At 71.2% G+C, this 16,367-nt stretch carries 14 protein-coding genes; 8 read left to right on the forward strand and 6 right to left on the reverse strand.

Features of this window, described 5'->3' with window-relative positions:
• Nucleotides 1-20: 20 nt before the first annotated feature.
• The 5 genes from pyrC to IAE24_RS14555 form a co-directional block, all read right to left on the reverse strand.
• Nucleotides 21-1,061, reverse strand: coding sequence for a dihydroorotase (gene pyrC, locus IAE24_RS14535; protein WP_012203315.1), 1,041 nt, complete (start codon nucleotides 1,059-1,061; stop codon nucleotides 21-23).
• 72 nt (nucleotides 1,062-1,133) lie between these two features.
• Nucleotides 1,134-2,393, reverse strand: coding sequence for an alpha-hydroxy acid oxidase (locus tag IAE24_RS14540; protein ID WP_199961627.1), 1,260 nt, complete (start codon nucleotides 2,391-2,393; stop codon nucleotides 1,134-1,136).
• A gap of 2 nt (nucleotides 2,394-2,395) precedes the next feature.
• Nucleotides 2,396-3,379 (reverse strand): Bug family tripartite tricarboxylate transporter substrate binding protein, encoded by a 984-nt coding sequence (locus tag IAE24_RS14545; protein ID WP_013804158.1) that lies wholly within the window; start codon nucleotides 3,377-3,379, stop codon nucleotides 2,396-2,398.
• Nucleotides 3,380-3,440: 61 nt separating this feature from the next.
• Nucleotides 3,441-4,136: an RraA family protein gene (locus IAE24_RS14550; RefSeq protein ID WP_199961626.1), complete on the reverse strand. Its 696-nt coding sequence runs from the start codon at nucleotides 4,134-4,136 to the stop codon at nucleotides 3,441-3,443.
• A 23-nt stretch (nucleotides 4,137-4,159) separates the two neighbouring features.
• Nucleotides 4,160-5,149, reverse strand: a complete 990-nt coding sequence (locus IAE24_RS14555; protein WP_199961625.1) for a hydroxyacid dehydrogenase — start codon at nucleotides 5,147-5,149, stop codon at nucleotides 4,160-4,162.
• Between the two features lie 100 nt (nucleotides 5,150-5,249).
• Here IAE24_RS14555 and IAE24_RS14560 point away from each other — a divergent pair, with 100 nt between their 5' ends.
• Nucleotides 5,250-6,179 (forward strand): LysR family transcriptional regulator, encoded by a 930-nt coding sequence (locus IAE24_RS14560; protein WP_013804160.1) that lies wholly within the window; start codon nucleotides 5,250-5,252, stop codon nucleotides 6,177-6,179.
• A 16-nt stretch (nucleotides 6,180-6,195) separates the two neighbouring features.
• Here the strand turns inward: IAE24_RS14560 and IAE24_RS14565 are convergent, their stop codons facing one another.
• Nucleotides 6,196-6,933 carry a Crp/Fnr family transcriptional regulator gene (locus IAE24_RS14565; protein WP_043819957.1) on the reverse strand — a complete coding sequence of 246 codons (738 nt, stop codon included), beginning with the start codon at nucleotides 6,931-6,933 and terminating at the stop codon, nucleotides 6,196-6,198.
• Between the two features lie 153 nt (nucleotides 6,934-7,086).
• Between IAE24_RS14565 and IAE24_RS14570 the strand changes: the two genes are divergently transcribed.
• The 7 genes from IAE24_RS14570 (at nucleotide 7,087) to IAE24_RS14600 (ending at nucleotide 16,363) form a co-directional block, all read left to right on the forward strand.
• Nucleotides 7,087-8,151, forward strand: coding sequence for a porin (locus tag IAE24_RS14570; protein WP_071954377.1), 1,065 nt, complete (start codon nucleotides 7,087-7,089; stop codon nucleotides 8,149-8,151).
• Nucleotides 8,152-8,160: 9 nt separating this feature from the next.
• Entirely contained in the window at nucleotides 8,161-10,287 is a 2,127-nt protein-coding gene (locus IAE24_RS14575) for an acetate--CoA ligase family protein (RefSeq protein ID WP_199961624.1), read from the forward strand.
• Nucleotides 10,284-11,306 (forward strand): Bug family tripartite tricarboxylate transporter substrate binding protein, encoded by a 1,023-nt coding sequence (locus IAE24_RS14580; RefSeq protein ID WP_099734659.1) that lies wholly within the window; start codon nucleotides 10,284-10,286, stop codon nucleotides 11,304-11,306. The genes IAE24_RS14575 and IAE24_RS14580 overlap by 4 nt, the downstream gene beginning before the upstream one ends.
• Nucleotides 11,307-11,330: 24 nt before the next feature.
• Complete coding sequence (locus IAE24_RS14585; RefSeq protein ID WP_199961623.1) at nucleotides 11,331-12,728, forward strand: DUF1254 domain-containing protein; 1,398 nt, start codon at nucleotides 11,331-11,333, stop codon at nucleotides 12,726-12,728.
• A gap of 8 nt (nucleotides 12,729-12,736) precedes the next feature.
• Nucleotides 12,737-14,062, forward strand: coding sequence for a DUF1254 domain-containing protein (locus tag IAE24_RS14590; RefSeq protein WP_199961622.1), 1,326 nt, complete (start codon nucleotides 12,737-12,739; stop codon nucleotides 14,060-14,062).
• Nucleotides 14,059-15,312 (forward strand): alkyl sulfatase dimerization domain-containing protein, encoded by a 1,254-nt coding sequence (locus IAE24_RS14595; protein ID WP_043819942.1) that lies wholly within the window; start codon nucleotides 14,059-14,061, stop codon nucleotides 15,310-15,312. The genes IAE24_RS14590 and IAE24_RS14595 overlap by 4 nt, the downstream gene beginning before the upstream one ends.
• 61 nt (nucleotides 15,313-15,373) lie before the next feature.
• Nucleotides 15,374-16,363, forward strand: coding sequence for a Bug family tripartite tricarboxylate transporter substrate binding protein (locus IAE24_RS14600; RefSeq protein WP_199961621.1), 990 nt, complete (start codon nucleotides 15,374-15,376; stop codon nucleotides 16,361-16,363).
• Nucleotides 16,364-16,367 lie beyond the last annotated feature (4 nt).

Genomic DNA, 16,367 nt, shown 5'->3' on the forward strand with positions numbered 1-16,367 from the left:
CGGGTGGCAGTCCCGCCAGCTTAAACCAGCTTCCAGGGCAGGGCTTCGCCGGAGCGCAGCGGCTTCAGTTGCGCCTCGCCGAAGGCGAAGCTGTCCGGCGGCGTCCAGCTTTCGCGCACCAGGGTGATCTTGCCGGTGTTGCGCGGCAGGCTGTAGAAGTCCGGGCCGTTGAAGCTGGCGAAGGCTTCGAGCTTGTCCAGCGCGCCGGCATTGTCGAAGGCCTCGGCATACATCTCGATGGCGGCATGGGCGCTGTAGCAGCCCGCGCAGCCTGTGGCGTGTTCCTTGAGATGGGCCGCGTGCGGCGCGCTGTCGGTGCCCAGGAAGAACTTGGGCAGGCCGCTGGTGGCCGCCTCCACCAGGGCCAGGCGGTGCGTCTCGCGCTTGAGCACGGGCAGGCAGTAGTAGTGGGGACGGATGCCGCCCGTGAAGATGGCATTGCGGTTGAACAGCAGATGCTGGGGCGTGATGGTGGCGCCCACGAAGCGGTCGGCCTCGGTCACGTACTGGGCGGCTTCGCGCGTGGTGATGTGTTCGAAGACGATCTTGAGTTCGGGGAAGTCGCGGCGCAGCGGGATCAGGTGCTGGTCGATGAAGGCGGCCTCGCGGTCGAACAGGTCGATGTCGCTGCTGGTGACTTCGCCGTGCACCAGCAGCAGCAGGCCTTCGCGCTGCATGGCTTCCAAAGTGGGGTAGATCTTGCGCAGGTCGGTGACGCCGTGGTCGCTGTTGGTGGTGGCGCCAGCCGGGTAGAGCTTGCAGGCCACGACGCCAGCCGCCTTGGCGCGCACGATTTCCTCGGGCGGCAGGTTGTCGGTGAGGTACAGCGTCATCAGCGGCTCGAAGGCCATGCCCTCGGGCACGGCCGAGAGGATGCGCTGCTTGTACTCCAGCGCCTGCTCGGCGGTGGTCACCGGCGGCTTGAGGTTGGGCATGATGATGGCGCGCGCAAACTGCGCGGCCGTATGCGGCACCACGCTGCGCATGGCTTCGCCATCGCGCACGTGCAGGTGCCAGTCATCGGGACGGGTGATCGTGAGGGTGTTGGTGGAGGCGGTCATTCCGCCATTTTCCCATCGCCGCGAAACCGCGCGCCAATTGCGGGGCACGCCACCCTCGGGACTGGCGCGTGGCTAACGCGGTCGCAGGTGCTGCGGCCCCAGCTGCTGCAGGTTTTGCACGCCGATCAGGGCCATGTTGCGCCGCATCTCGGCCGCCAGGATGGCGATGGCGTGCAGCACGCCGGCCTCGCCGCCCACGGCGCCCGCATAGTTGAAGGGCCGGCCCACGAAGACGAAGTGCGCGCCCAGGGCCAGCGCCACCAGCACGTCGTTGCCCCTGCGAAAGCCGCTGTCGATCATCACCGGGTAGTCCGGCCCCAGCGCCTCCACCACCAGGGGCAGCATGTGCAGGGGCGCGACCGCGCCATCGAGCTGGCGGCCGCCGTGGTTGGACAGGATGATGGCGTCGGCCCCGGCATCGCGCGCGGCCAGCGCGTCCTGCGGGCTGAGGATGCCCTTGACAACGAGACGGCCCTTCCAGCGCCGGCGTATCAGGGCCAGGTGTTCCCAGCTCAGGTGGTCGCGCGCGCCGAAGTCGCGCGTGACGGTGGACGAGAGAATGGGCGCGCCGCGCGCGGCCTGCGAGTTCTCGAAGTGCGGCATGCCGTGTCGCACCAGGGTGCGCAGCGCCGTGCCCAGCAGCCAGCGCGGATGGGTGATGCCCTCCCAGGCCAGGCGCAGGCCGGGCCGCAGCGGCGTCGAGAAGCCCGCGCGGATGTTGTTCTCGCGGTTGCCCGACACGGGCGTATCCACGGTGACGACCAGGGTGGCGAAGCCTGCGGCCTCCACGCGCCCCAGCAACTGCACGATGCGTTCGGTCTCGCCGGGCACATAGGCCTGGAACCAGGCCTGGGGATTGGCCTGGACCACCTCCTCCATGCGGATCAGCGAGGTGCCGCTCAGGATGGCCGGGATGCGGGCGGCCGCCGCCGCGCGCGTCTGCACCAGGTCGCCCCGGTAGGCCGACAGCGCGCTGATGCCCATGGGCGCGATGCCGAAGGGTGCGGCCCAGGTCTGGCCCAGCAGCGGCGTGGCCAGCGTGCGCCGCGAAGTGTCGGTGAGCACGCGCGTCACCCAGCGGTGGGCATCGAAGGCCTCGCGGTTGGCGCGCAGGGATTTGTCGGTCTCGCAGCCGCCGCTGACGTAGGCGAAGATCGGCGCAGGCAGGTGGTGGCGCGCCGCCCGCTCGAAATCATCGAGCGACAGGATGCGCCTGAGCCTGCGCGGCGTGGAGGAGGCCTGGCCCGCGCCCAAGAGTGCGGTTAGGTGTGCGGGCATGGGTGCGGAGGAACTGGGGGTGTCGAGCCGGTCGACCTCGATTGGGGCTGCCATGGTCAGTTGATCTGGAACTTGCCCTCGCGGATCAGCTTGCCCCATTTGGCGTGCTCGCTGCGAATCCACTCGCCGAACTGCGCGCCATTGGCGGGCGTGGCCATGCTGCCTTCCTGGGCCAGCTTCTCTTTGACCTCCTTGGTGGCCAGCAGCTTCATGGTCGCGTCGGCAATGCGCTCGGCGATGGGGGCAGGCAGGTTGGCCGGCCCCACCAGGCCCAGCCAGGTGGAAGCCTCGAAGCCCGGATAGCCCTGCTCGGCCACCGTGGGCACATCGGGCAGGGACGGCACGCGCTGGGCCGAGGTGACGGCCAGCGCACGGATCTTGCCCGTGGCCAGTTGCGACATCACCGACACCGTGTTGCCGAAGTACAGGTCCACCTGCCCGCCCATCAGGTCGGTGAGCGCGGTATTGGCGCCCTTGTAGGGCACCTGCAGCACCTCGATGCCCGCGCGGCGGGCCAGCATTTCCCCGGCCAGGTGGCCTACCGTGCCATTGCCGGCCTGGGCGATGCCGTAGGTGCCGGGCCTGGCCTTGGCCGCCTTGATGAAGTCCTGCAGGTTCTTGAAGGGCGAGTCGCGCCGCACGGTCAGCACCACGGGCTGCAGGGCCACGCTGGCGATGGGCGTGAAGTCCTTGAGCGCATCGAAGGGCATCTTGGCGTAGAGGCTGGGATTGATGGCCAGGTTGGCGGCCTGCCCCATGCCGATGGTGTAGCCGTCCGGCGCGGCCTTGGCCACGGCATCCAGGCCGATGTTGCCGCCCGCGCCGGGCTTGTTGTCTATGACCATGGTCCAGCCCATGGCGAGGTTGAGCCGGTCGGCCACCAGGCGCGAGGTGGCATCCGTGCCGCCGCCGGGCGGAAACGGTACGACCAGGCGCACGGGCCGCTGCGGCCATTCGCCCTGGGCCAGCGCCAGTGCAGGGAAGGCCGTGGCCAGGGCGGCGGCAGCGCCGCCCAGAAGATGCCGTCTGCGCATTGTCATTGTTTGTCTCCTTGGAATCGTTGTGGCGGGAAAAAGTCGGGCGCAGCCTGCGCGCGGGACGCTAGACCGGCAGGCCCTTGGCGCGCAGCACGGCGTCGAAGCGCTCGGGGTCGGCCGTGCCGCTGCGGTTGGTCTCGCGGATGACGGCCTCGCGGGCCAGGTGGGCCTGGCTGCGGCGCAGCACCTCGGCGGCCTCGGCCGCGGGCACGGCGATCACGCCGTCGGCATCGCCCACGATCAGGTCGCCGGGCAGCACGGCCAGGCCGGCGCAGGCCACGGGCACATTGATCTCGCCCGGGCCGTCCTTGCTGGGCCCGCGGTGCGTGTGGCCGCGCGCAAAGATGGGCATGCCGTCCTGCGCCCATTCGCACAGGTCGCGGATGGCACCGTCGATGACCAGGCCGCCCAGGCCGCGCGCCAGGCAGGTGGTGCGCATCAGGCCGCCGACCAGGGCCTGCGAGACATCGCCGCCGCCGTCGATGACCAGCACGTCGCCGGGCTGCACCATCATCAGCGCCTTGTGGATCATGAGGTTGTCGCCGGGCCGCACGCGCACGGTGACGGCGGGGCCGCAGAGAACGGCCTCCAGCCGCGCGTGGTACTGGCGCAGGCCGATGGCGCCGACATTGCGGCTCATGGCGTCGCCGATGGCGGCCACGGGAATGGCCTTGAAGGCCTGGACGACGCTGGCCTCGGGACCTGCGGCGCGCGGATGGATGCGGTAGCCCGCAGGCCATTGGCTGGATGGGGTGGTCATGGCAAATCTCCGGGAAAAACAGCTCAGCGCAGAACCTCGGGGTTCACGCAGTGGGAAGGGTCGGCGGGGCTGCCCTGCAGCCAGCCCAGCACATTGGCGGCGGCCATGCCGGCCATGGCCGCCAGCGCGGCGGGCGTGGAGCCGCCCACATGGGGCGTCAGCACCACGTTGTCCAGCGCGGCCAGGGCGTGGCCCGCAGGCAGGGGTTCCTCGGCCATGGTGTCCAGGCCGGCGGCGGCCAGGTGGCCGCTGCGCAGGGCGTGGATCAGCGCCGCCTCGTCCACCACCTCGCCCCGCGCGGTGTTGACCAGCAGGGCGCCGCGCGGCAGCTGGGCGATGCGGCCGGCATCGAGCAGATGGCGCGTGCGGGCATTCAGGGGCACGTGCAGGCTGAGCACATCGGACAGGGGCAGCAGCTCGTCCACCGAGCCCAGCATGCGCACGCCCGCCACGGTGCCGGGCCCTGGGGCGCAGGCCGGATCGAAGGCCACCACCTGCATGCCCAGCGCCAGCGCCACGCGCGCCACGCGCTGGCCCACCTGGCCAAAGCCCAGCAGGCCCAGGGTGCGGCCGCTCAGCTCCAGGCCGTCCTGGGCGCGGGACCAGCGGCCGGCGCGCAGCTCGGCATCCATCCAGGCGATGCGGCGGGCGGCCGCGAACATCAGGCCCAGCGTCATCTCGGCCACGGACTGGGCATTGGCGCCCGGCGTCACATAGACCGGAATGCCCCGCTGGCTGGCCGCGGCCACATCGATATTGCTCACGCCCACGCCGTGCTTGGAGATGACCTTGAGCGTGGGACAGGCCGCGATGGCAGCGGCCGACAGCGTGGCCGTGCGCGAGATCACGGCATCGACGCTCTCGCGTGCCAGCACGGCGGCCACCTCGGCCTCGCCGCCGCCGTCTTGCAGGTACAGCACGCGGCAGTGCGCCGCCTGCAGGCGCTGCAGCCCGGCGGGCGCCAGGCGTGGCGCGGTCACGAAAACGGTGGGCGGGTGGGTAGTGGCGGTCATGGAAACGGGCAATTCGCTTTGTCGATGCACCGCATTCTTGTGAGCGCCACCCATTCCGTCCATTCGATAATGTTCATTCAAACATCACTTTTATTCATCGATGGACCTGCACCTGCGCGACCTGCGCTTCTTCGAGATCGTGGCCGACCTCGGGCACCTGGGCCGGGCCGCAGAACAGCTGGGGCGCACCCAGCCCGCGCTGAGCAAATGCATACAGCGCCTGGAACTGACCGTGGGCGGCGCGCTGTTCGAGCGTGCCGGGCGCGGCATACGCCTCACGCCGCTGGGCGATGTGCTGCTGGCGCGCGCACGCATGCTGCGCAATGCCAGCCAGGAGGCGCTGCGCGAGGTGCGCGACTTCAACGAAGGCCATGCCGGCCATGTGCGCATCGGCAGCGGGCCGGTGGCCGCCGACCACCTGCTGCCCGAGCTGTGCAGCAAGGCACTGGCCGACGGGCGGCGCATCACCATCAGCATCGTGATCGGCCCCAGCTGGGAACTGCGCGACCGCCTGCGCGAGGGCCAGCTGGACCTGCTGATCGGCCTCACGGCCGAGGGCGATCCCGAGCTGGTCTCCCACCCGATCGCCGAGGATGTGGTGGTGGTCGCGGCGCGCCAGGACCACCCCGTCTTCGAGCGCCAGCGCATCACCATGGCCGCGCTGCTGCGCCATCCCTGGGCCCTGCCCAGCGCCAACATTCCCAGCCGGCAATGGCTGGACCAGGCCTTCACCTCGCGCGGCATGCCTGCGCCCACGGTGCAGGTGGAAGCGGGCTCCATCCCGCTGCTGCCGCGCATGGTGGCCAAGACCGATCTGCTGACCTTCGTCTCGCGCCACACGCTGCGGCTGGAGCGCAGCCGCACGCTCAGGGAAGTGCGCCTGCCGGCCACCACGCTGCGCCGCCACCTGGGCGTGACCTGCCGGCGCGACGGCTATCTGTCTCCCGCGGCACGGCACATGCTGGAGCTGCTGCGCGCCGACGGCCAGGCCCTGTTCGGCGAGGATGCCTCGCCTCTGGACGAGGACTGATTCCAGCGGACCGGGGCTAGGGCCCCGGCCGCGCGCGCGCATCGGCCAGGCGCAGCAGGCCCGCCAGGTCGACGATGGTCAGCCGGCCATAGGCGGCCTGCAGCAGGCCCCGCTGCTCCAGCAGGCGCAGCTCCTTGTTGATGGTCTGGCGCGAGACCGACAGCATGGCGGCCAGGTCGCTCTGCGAGATGCGCAGCACCACGCCCTGCCCGTCGGGCGCGGGCTGGCCATGCGTGGGGGCCAGCCGCGCCAGCAGTTCGGCCACGCGGTTGTCGATGTTGCTGAAGGCGTGGCGCTGCTGGACGACGATCAGCTCGTGCATGCGCGCCAGCACCAGCAGGCAGATGTCCTTCCACAGCGGCGGATGGGCATCGAGCAGGGCCAGGAAGGACTCGCCGGGGATCTCCACCAGCACGGTGGGCTGGTGCGCGTGGTAGTCGTAGACGAATTGCGTGTGCTCCAGCAGCCGCGCCAGGCCGACGATGTCGCCCGCGCTGTGCATGGAAAGCACGAAGCGCGAGCCCGTGGCGTCCACGCCGCCCACTTCCACGCAGCCCGAAGCCACCACCAGCACCTCGCGCCGCTTGGGGTCGGCGGCGCGCACCTGCTGGTGGCGCTCGTAGCGGCCCAGGCGGGACAGCGCCGTCAGCTCATCCAGCACCTCGGGCGGCCAGTTGCGCAGCATGCGGCACAGGCCCAGGGCGCGGCGGATCAGCGCCGAAGGGTCGGCCACGGGAGCAGGCTTGGAGCGCATGGTTCTCTCACGATGTCGAAGGCCCCGGGTTAGTCCGGTGCCCATGTACCGCCATTTGTCAATGGCTTGACAGAGTGCATCCCCTGTCGCTCGGGATAGTAGCAAGCAAGCCACCGGGCAAAGCATCCGGGGCGCTACCAAGGAGACAAGTTCGTGAAGCACAAGCATTGGCTGGCCGCCGGCGGCATGGCGGCCCTGGGCACGTCCGCGTGGGCCCAGAGCAGCGTGGAGATGTTCGGCATCGTCGATGTCCACATCAACAGCGCAAGGTCGGGCGCCACGCGCCTGAGCCGGCTGGAGGACGGGGGCAGCGCGGCATCGCGCATCGGCTTTCGCGGCAGCGAGGACCTGGGCGGCGGCCTGCGCGCCCAGTTCATGCTGGAGGCCGGCGTGGCGCCCGACACGGGCCTGGGCACCATTCCCGGCCCGGGCCTGGCCTTCACGCGCCAGGCCTGGGTAGGACTGAACAGCGGCTGGGGCGCCGTGGAGATGGGCCGCATGTACACGCCCATGTTCGGCGCGCTGTTCCGCGCCGATCCGCTGGGCATGAACGCGCTGTTTTCCTCGCTGAACCTGGTGTCGGCCACCGATGCCCAGGCCGGCCTGCGGCCGTTTGCGGCGCGGGCCAACAACCTGGTGCGCTACCGCACGCCAGCAGGCCAGCCCTGGCTGGCGGACCTGGCCTATTCCTTCGGCGAAGTGGCTTCACCGAACAGCAGCAACGGCCGCCTCTACGGCGCCACGCTGGGCTGGAACCAGAAGCCCTGGTTCCTGGCCTACAGCTTCCAGAAGTCCGTGGAAGGCAGCGCCGCCGCACCCGTGGCCGCGCCCGCCACCAGCCAGTACCAGGCACTGTCGGCCAGCTGGGAGGCCCTGGACGGGCTGCGCCTGACGGGCAACTACGTCATCAACCGCGTGGACCGTGCCGGCACACCCAAGGCGAAGCTGGCCCAGCTGGGCGCCGATTGGAGCGTGGATGCGCGCTCCAAGCTGCTGGTCTCGGTGGCGCGGCGCGAGGTGGGCGGCACGGACCGCGCCCAGAACACCTGGACGCTGGGCTACGACTACGCGCTGAGCAAGCGCACCGTGCTCTACGCGCGCTGGCTGCAGCTGGGCAACGCGGCCAATGCCTCGGCCGCCATTGCCAACGTGCCGGTGGCTGCCAACAGCGGCGACGGCGTGCGGTCCCTGGCGCTGGGCGTGCGCCACAACTTCTGAGGGACACCCATGACCGACAGCCATTGCTTCGACACTTCCCGGCTCGACGCGCTGTTCGCGCCGCGCTCCATCGCCGTGGTCGGTGCCTCGGACCAGGCCAGCAAGATCGGCGGCATTCCGCTGGACTACCTGCTGCGCTTCGGCTACGGCGGCGCGCTGTATGCGGTGAACCCGCGCGCCAGCCGCGTGCAGGGCCTGCCCGCGCACGAGCGGCTGGCCGCCATCGGCGCGCCGGTGGACCTGGCCATCGTCGCCGTGCCGCAGTCGCAGGTGGCCGGCGTGCTGGAGGATGCGGCCGCCGCGCGCGTGCAGTCCATGGTGCTGTTTTCCTCGGGCTATGCCGAGACCGGCTCCGACGGCACGGCCGCCCAGCAGGCGCTGGCGCGGCGCGCGCAGGAGGCGGGCATACGCCTCATCGGCCCGAACTGCCTGGGCTTCATGCGCCCCGGCCACCAGGTCTACGCCACGTTCTCGCCCGCGCCGGGCGGCGGCCTCGTGCGGCCCGGGCGCATCGGCATGGTCAGCCAGTCGGGCGCCTTCGGTGCCTATGCCTACAGCCTGGCGCGCGAGCGCGGGCTGGGCCTGTCGCTGTGGGCCACCACGGGCAACGAGGCCGATGTGCAGCTGGCCGATGGCCTGGCCTGGCTGGCCCAGGACCCCGAGACCGACGTGATCATGGCCTACATGGAAGGCTGCCGCGACGGCCCCCGGCTGCGCGCGGCCCTGGCCCTGGCGCAGGAGCGCGGCAAGCCCGTGGTCATGTGCAAGGTGGGCACCAGCGCCCTGGGCGCGGCCGCCGCCGCATCGCACACGGCCTCGCTGGCGGGCAACGATGCCGTCTATGACGCGGTGTTCCGCCGCTACGGCGTGCTGCGCGCGCATTCCATCACCGACTTCTTCGCGCTGGCGGCCAGCGCCTCCATCGCGCGGGCCCCCAAGGGGCGGTCCATCGGACTGTTCACGGTCTCGGGCGGCGTGGGCGCCATGATGGCCGACGACGCCAGCGCAGCCGGCCTGGACGTGGCACCGCTGTCCGATGCGGCCCAGTGCCAGCTGCGCGAATGGGTGCCGTTTGCCGCGCCGCGCAACCCCGTGGACATCACGGGCCAGGTCACCAACGACATGACGCTGCTGGAGCGCAGCGCCCGCCTGATGCTGGCCGACCGGCAGTTCGACAGCTGGCTGGGCTTCTTCGCGGCAGGCGGCCTGTCCGACGCCTTCTGGCCCGTGCTGCAAAGCCTGGTGCAGACGCTGCGCACCCACCATCCCGATACCCTGCTGGCCGTCAGCACGCTGTGCCCGCCCGAGCGCCGCGATGCGCTGGAGGCGCTGGGCTGCCTGGTGTTCGCCGACCCGGGCGCGGCCATACGCTGCATTGGCGCGCTGGCCCGCCTGCATGAAACACCGCAGGCTCTGCCCGCGATGGCTCATGCAGGCAGCGCACTGCACCTGCCGGCGGGCACGCTGTCGGAGCAGCGCAGCATGGCCCTGCTGGCCGAGGCCGGCGTGCCCGTGGTGCCGCACCGGCTGGTGCGCACGGCGGCCGAGGCAGCGCAGGCCGCGCAGGCCGCGCAGGAGATGGGCGGACGCATTGCCCTCAAGGTCTGCAGCGATGCCATCGCCCACAAGTCCGACGTGGGCGGCGTGGCACTGAACCTGGCGGATGCGGCCGGCGCCCAGGCCGCCTTCGACCGCATCCTGGCCAATGCGCGCCAGGCCCGGCCCGATGCGCACATCGACGGCGCGCTGGCCGCCCCCATGGTGCAGGGCGGCGTGGAGTGCATCGCCGGCGTGCACCGCGACCCGGTGTTCGGCCCGGTGCTGATGTTCGGGCTGGGCGGCATCCATGCCGAGATCCTGCGCGATGTCTCGCTGCGCCTGCTGCCCATCACGCGCGACGACGCGCTGGCCATGGTGCGCGAGCTGCGGGCCTTTGCCGTGCTGGACGGCGCGCGCGGCCGCCCCCGCGTGGACCTGGACAGCATTGCCGACACGCTGTGCGCCCTGGCCGGCTTTGCGCAGCGCGCAGGCGCCACGCTGGAAAGCGCCGAGATCAACCCCCTGATCGCCCGCCCGCGCGCAGACGGCGGCTGCGTGGCCGTCGATGCGCTGGTCATCGGCAGGGAGGCTGCATGAAAGCCAATGCCCATTCCATCTCCCACCAGGAGGCCACCATGAACACACCCCTGCTGCGCACCACCGCACTGACCTGCCTTGCCCTGGCCTGCAGCGCCGCGCTGGCCCAGGACGGCTATCCCGCCCGGCCCGTTCGCATCGTCGTGCAATACCAGGCCGGCGGCTCCACCGACACCGTGGCGCGCATCCTGGCCGAGGGCCTGGCCAAGCGCCTGGGCCAGCCCGTGGTGGTGGACAACCGCAGCGGCGCGGGCGGCATCATCGGCACCGAGCATGTGGCCAAGAGCGCGCCCGACGGCCACACCCTGCTGCTGACCGTGCCCGGGCCCATCACGGCCAACCTGGTGCTCTACAAGAAGCTGCCCTACGACCCGCGCACCGAGCTGCGCATGGTCTCGGACGTGGTCTCGCCCTCCATGGTGATGGCGGTCAACCCGGCCGTGCCGGCCAAGGACTTCAAGGGCCTGGTCGAGGCCGTGCGCCAGTCGCCGGGCAAGTACGCCATGGGTTCCTGGGGGGCGGGCACGCAGCCGCACCAAGTCCAGGTCTTCATGGACAAGGCCTACGGCCTGCAGTCGCTGCACGTGGCCTACAAGGGCGAGGGGCCCATGTCCATCGACCTGATCAGCGGCGTGATCCAGATGACGCTGGGCTCGGCCGCCACGCTCAAGCCCTTCATCGACGCCGGCAAGCTGCGCGCCCTGGCCGTGGCCGGACCGCGCCGCAGCAAGGCACTGCCCGATGTGCCCACCTTTGCCGAGCAGGGCTACCGCGAGCCCGTGTATGCCATCACGGGATCGATCTCGCTGATGGCGCCCGCGCGCACGCCCGATGCCATCGTCGAACGCCTGGGCCGCGAGGTGGCCGCCGTGATGCGCGAGCCCCAGGTGCGCCAGCGTGTCGAGGCGCTGGGCCTGGAGGCCCAGGGCAACAGCCCGGCCGAGGCCAGCGCCGCCTACGCCGCCTTTTTGCCCGTGGCGCTGGACCTGGCGCGCTCCACGGGCGTGACCCTCGACTGACCCCCTCATCCCCTGAAGAAAACAATGGACATGAACCCGACCCCTCCCACCCTGCCCGAAGTCCGCCGCGCCCTGGCGCGCTCCATCGGCCTGGCCGCCTTTGTCTACGGCTATCCGCTGATAGAGACCTACCGCACCTGCCGCCTGCAGACCGATGCCGGCGCCGCGCGCGCTACCGGTCTGAGTGTGGGCCTGGGCCTGGACATGCGCGGCGACTTCGACACGCTGCACCACAGCCAGCGCCCCTCCACCCATGAGGACCGCGACGTGGTCACGCCCGCCAACGACCTGCTGTACTCGCTGGCCTGGATCCACCTGGCCGACGGCCCGCGCCTGCTGACCGTGCCCTCCAGCGCCGCGCATCCGGGCCGCTATTTCGTGCTGGCCCTGTACGACGCCTATACCGAGAATTTCGAGAACCTGGGCCCGCGCAACTGCGCGCCCGAAGGCGAGACCGTGGTCCTGGTCGGGCCGGGCGGCCAGGTGCCGGAACACCTGGCCGGCCACCGTCTGGTGCACTGCCCCAGCAACCTGGTCTGGCTGATCGGCCGCACCGTGGTGGGCGATGCGCCCGACTGGCCTGCGGCCCGCGCGCTGCAGGCCGACATCCGGCTGGAGCCCGCGCCGGGCGTGCCGAAAGGAGGCCGCCCGGCCGCCGTCGCGAACTGGGTCGGCCCGCCCGTGGACGCCATGGCGGCCGCCTTCGAGAATCAGGAGCCTGCGGCCGAGGTTGCGCCGCGCTTTTTTGCCAACCTCTGCCATGCGCTGGCCGAGGCGCCTGGCCGCAAGGAGGACCAGGGGCTGCTGGCCTGGTTCGGCCAGGCCGGCCTGGTGGCCAGCGCCCACATGGCGTGGGAGCAGCTGGAGGAGCCCGTGCGCGAAGGTCTGACCGAGGGCTTTGCCGACGGCGTGCGCACCGTGGCCGCCATGGGGCGCAACCGCCGCCCCCGGCCCTGGACCATGACGCCGTCCACCGGCCGCTACGGCAGCGAGTACCTGGGCCGCGCACGCACCGCCTACCTGGGCCTGGGCGCGCTGGCCACCAGCGAGGCCATCTACGCCGCCGCCCACCACGACGCAGGCCTGCAGCCGCTGGACGGCAACCAGCGCTATGTGCTGCGCTTCAATGCCGCCGACATGCCGCCGGCCGATGCCTTCTGGTCCGTCACCCTGTATGACGCCGACCGCTTTCTCTACGGCAACGAGATCGGCCGCCACTCCATAGGGGACCGCACGCCGGGCTTGCTGCGCGAGGCCGACGGCAGCCTGCAAATCGACCTGGGCCATGCCCGTCCGGCACAGGGCGCCGCCAACTGGCTGCCCACGCCGCACGGGCGCTTCTACCTCATCCTGCGCATGTACCACCCGCAGGCAGGCGCGCACCAATGGCCTGTTCCACCCCTGCAGCCCGTGGCCGCATGAGACACGCCATGGACCTGAGCACCCTGGCCGAAGAGGCCGTCATCCACACCTGCCCGCTGTACGAGATGCGCCGCATGCGCGCGGCCACCTCGCCCCGGCGCAATGCGGCGGGCGAGGCCGCGCCCGCACCGCTGCGCTGGTGCAACCAGTTCGTGCATGCGCGCCAGCTGCTGCGCGCCGGCACCAGCCGCGTGGTCACGCCCAACAACGACACGCTCTACACCAACGCCTGGCTGGACCTGGGCGCCGGGCCGCTGGTGATCGACGTGCCCGACACGGCGGGCCGCTACTACGTGCTGGGCCTGCTGGACTTCTTCACCAACCCCTTCGCCCACCTGGGCCAGCGCCTGACGGGCACGGCGGCGCGCTCCTTCCTGATCACGCCGCCCGGCTGGCAGGGGGCGCTGCCGCCACCGTTCGATGCGCCCGGCGCACACGTTGCCGCGCCCACGCCCTGGCTGTGGGTGATAGGCCGCATCCTGGTCGATGGCGAGCACGACCTGCCCGCCGTGCACGCGCTGCAGGACGGCTTTGCGGTGCGCCCGCTGCCCGACTGGCAGGCGGGCACTCCCTCGCAGGCCCGCGCCTTCGACCCGGACTGCGATCCCCAGGCCCCGCCAAATGCCGAGCACTATGCAGCCCAGGTGAATGCCGCCTTGCGCGACAACCCGCCGCCGGCAGGGCATGCCGCACGGGTCGCGCGCTTTGCGGCCGTGGGCCTGGGCGCCGGGCTGGGCGCACCCGATGCGCAACAGCAAGCCGCACTGCAGCGCGCACTGGACAGCGTGCTGCCCCGGCTGCGCGCGGCCAGCACGGGCCGGCGCCTGGACTCGGGCTGGGAACTTCCCGCCCTGGTCGAAGGCAGTTTTGGCGACGACTTCCAGGCCCGCGCCGAAATTGCGCTCAAGTACATCGGCATGCTGGAAAGCCGCGAGGCCATCTACCCGCTGGCCTGGCACGACGCCCGGGGCCGGCCCCTGGACGGCAGCCGCCGCTACCGGCTGCGCTTTGCCCCAGGCGCGCTGCCGCCCGTGCAGGCCTTCTGGTCCCTGACCCTCTACGGCGCCCACGACTGCATGCTGGCGGACAACCCCATCGACCGCTATGCGATCGGCGACCGCACGCCGGGCCTGCGCCCCGACACTGATGGCGATGGCGGGTTGACTATCCACATCAGCCACGCGCCACCGGCCAGTGAAGACCACCGCGCCAACTGGCTGCCCACGCCGCGCGAAGGCTTTTACCTGTGCCTGCGCGCCTACATGCCCCAGCCCGAACTGCTGGACGGCCGCTACGCCCTGCCCCCCATCGAACCAGACCCGGAGACCCCATGAACGCCAGAGACGACGACAAGCCCTTTTTGCTGGTGGGCACCGGCAGCGAAACCGTGGCGCCGGGCCTGCACATACTGCGCGGCCAGGGCCAGTCCTTCGTGGCCGAGACCGACGCGGGCCTGGTGGTGATCGACGCCGGCCCCGGCGGCAAGGTCAGCCAGGACATGATCGCCAGCCTGCGCCAGCTCAGCGACGCGCCCGTGCATGCGCTGTGCTACAGCCACGGCCACATCGGCTACAACGCGGGCGTGCCCGCCTGGCTGGAGCATGCGGCCGCGCGCGGAGAACCCGTGCCGCGCCTGATCGCCCACCGTAACCTGCCACGCCGCCAGGCACGCTACCGCGAGACCCGGGCGCTGCAGCACCGCATGGCCGAGATCCAGTTCAACCGCAGCGCGGGCTTTTTCGAGCACCGGCTGGACATGCACGAGCCCACCGAAACCTTCGACACGCGGCTGGAGATAGGCAGCGGGGACAGCCGCATCGAGCTGTTCTGGGCGCCGTCCGAGACCGACGACGCCATCGCGCTGTGGAGCCCCGGCCAGCGCGTGCTGTACGGCGGCGCGGCGCTGCTGGACTCCATCCCCAACATCGGCACGCCGTTTCGCACGCTGCGCGACACCGTGCGCTGGGCCGACACGCTGCAGGCCATGGCCGCGCTGCGCCCGCTCAAGGCCGTGCGCGAGTTCGGTCCCGTGATCGAGGGCGAGCAGGCCGTGCAGCAGGTGCTGCTGCACACCGCACAGGCGCTGCGCTGGCTGCGCGCCGAAGTCGTGCGCCTGATGAACGAGGGCCTGAACGAGCAGCAGGTGCTCGCGGCCATGGACTATCCGCAGGCACTGTTCGGCGTGGAGTGGATGAAGCCCACCTATGGCGACCCCAGCTACATCGTGCGCGACATCTACCGCTCGGAAAACGGCTGGTGGGACCGCAACCCGACCACGCTGCACCCGGCCCCGCCCGAGGCCGCAGGCGCCGCCATTGCCGATGCCATCACCGACAAGCCCGGCCTGGTGGCCAGCGCCCAGGCGCTGGCCGACGCGGGCCAGTGGCAGCTGGCCCTGCATGTGATCGACGTGCTGGCCACCGCGGCCGGCGACGCGCCCGAGATCGGCCAGGCCCGCAGCCTGAAGGCCGCCTGGCTGCGCGAGCGTGCGCGCGAGGTGGACAGCTATGTCTCGCGCAACCTCTACCGCGTGGGGGCCGACATGATCGAGCTGGGCACGCAGGCGCGCCTGGGGCTGCGCTGACGGGGCCGCGCACAGGAAAGGCGTCACAAGGCGACACAAGGCGACACAAGGAGACAAGTGCATGAAGACGATGAAGAAGCACGGCATGGCCCTGGCACTGCTGCTGGCCATGGCCTGCACAGGCCACACCCAGCCGGCACAGGATGCCGGCAACTACCCCGCCCGCCCCGTCACGCTGATCGTGCCCACGGCCGCCGCCGGCGGCACGGACACCATCGCGCGGGTGTTTGCCGAAGGCCTGACCCGGCTGCTCAGGCAACCCTTCGTGGTGGACAACCGGCCCGGCGCCAACGGCCTGGTCGGCGTGGAGCAGGCCGCGCGCAGTGCGCCGGACGGCTACCGGCTGCTGTTCACCTACACGGCGTCCATGGCCGTGAACCCCAGCCTCTACCGCAAGGTGCCCTATGACCCGGTGAAGGACTTCACGCCCATTGCGCAGATCGGCCGCGCCGGCAATCTGCTGCTGGTCTCGCGCGATCTGCCCGTGCACACGCTCAAGGAGTTCGTGGCCTATGCAAGCGCACGGCCCGGCCAGCTCAGCTACTGCTCCTGGGGCCAGGGCTCGGGCGGGCACCTGACCATGGAATTCCTGCTCAAGCAGGCCGGCCTGCAGATGCAGCATGTGCCCTACAAGGGCAGCAGCCCCTGCGTGCAGGGCCTGCTGGGCGGGCAGGTGCAGGCGGCGTTTGCAGACACCTCTTCCACCGTGGAGCTGGTGCGTGCGGGCCGCGTGCGCGCCATCGCCCACAGCGGCGACAAGCGCATTCCCAGCCAGCCGGACCTGCCCAGCCTGACCGAGGCGGGCTACCCGTTCCACAACTATTCCTGGTACGGCGTCTTCGCGCCCGCCAAAACGCCGCAGCCCATCGTGGACAAGCTCAACGCCGCCATCAACCAGTTGCTGCAGGACCCGGCCACGGCCAAAAAGCTGGGCGAGCTCAACCTGACCGATCTGCCCCGGACCACGCCCGCGCAATTCGCCGACACGCTGCGCCAGGACCTGGCGGACTGGGGGCGGCTGGTGCGCGAGGTGGGTGTGCAGCTGGACTGAGGGC

Origin of the sequence: Delftia sp. S65, from assembly GCF_016516495.1 — a bacterium.
Classification (GTDB): domain Bacteria; phylum Pseudomonadota; class Gammaproteobacteria; order Burkholderiales; family Burkholderiaceae_C; genus Comamonas; species Comamonas acidovorans.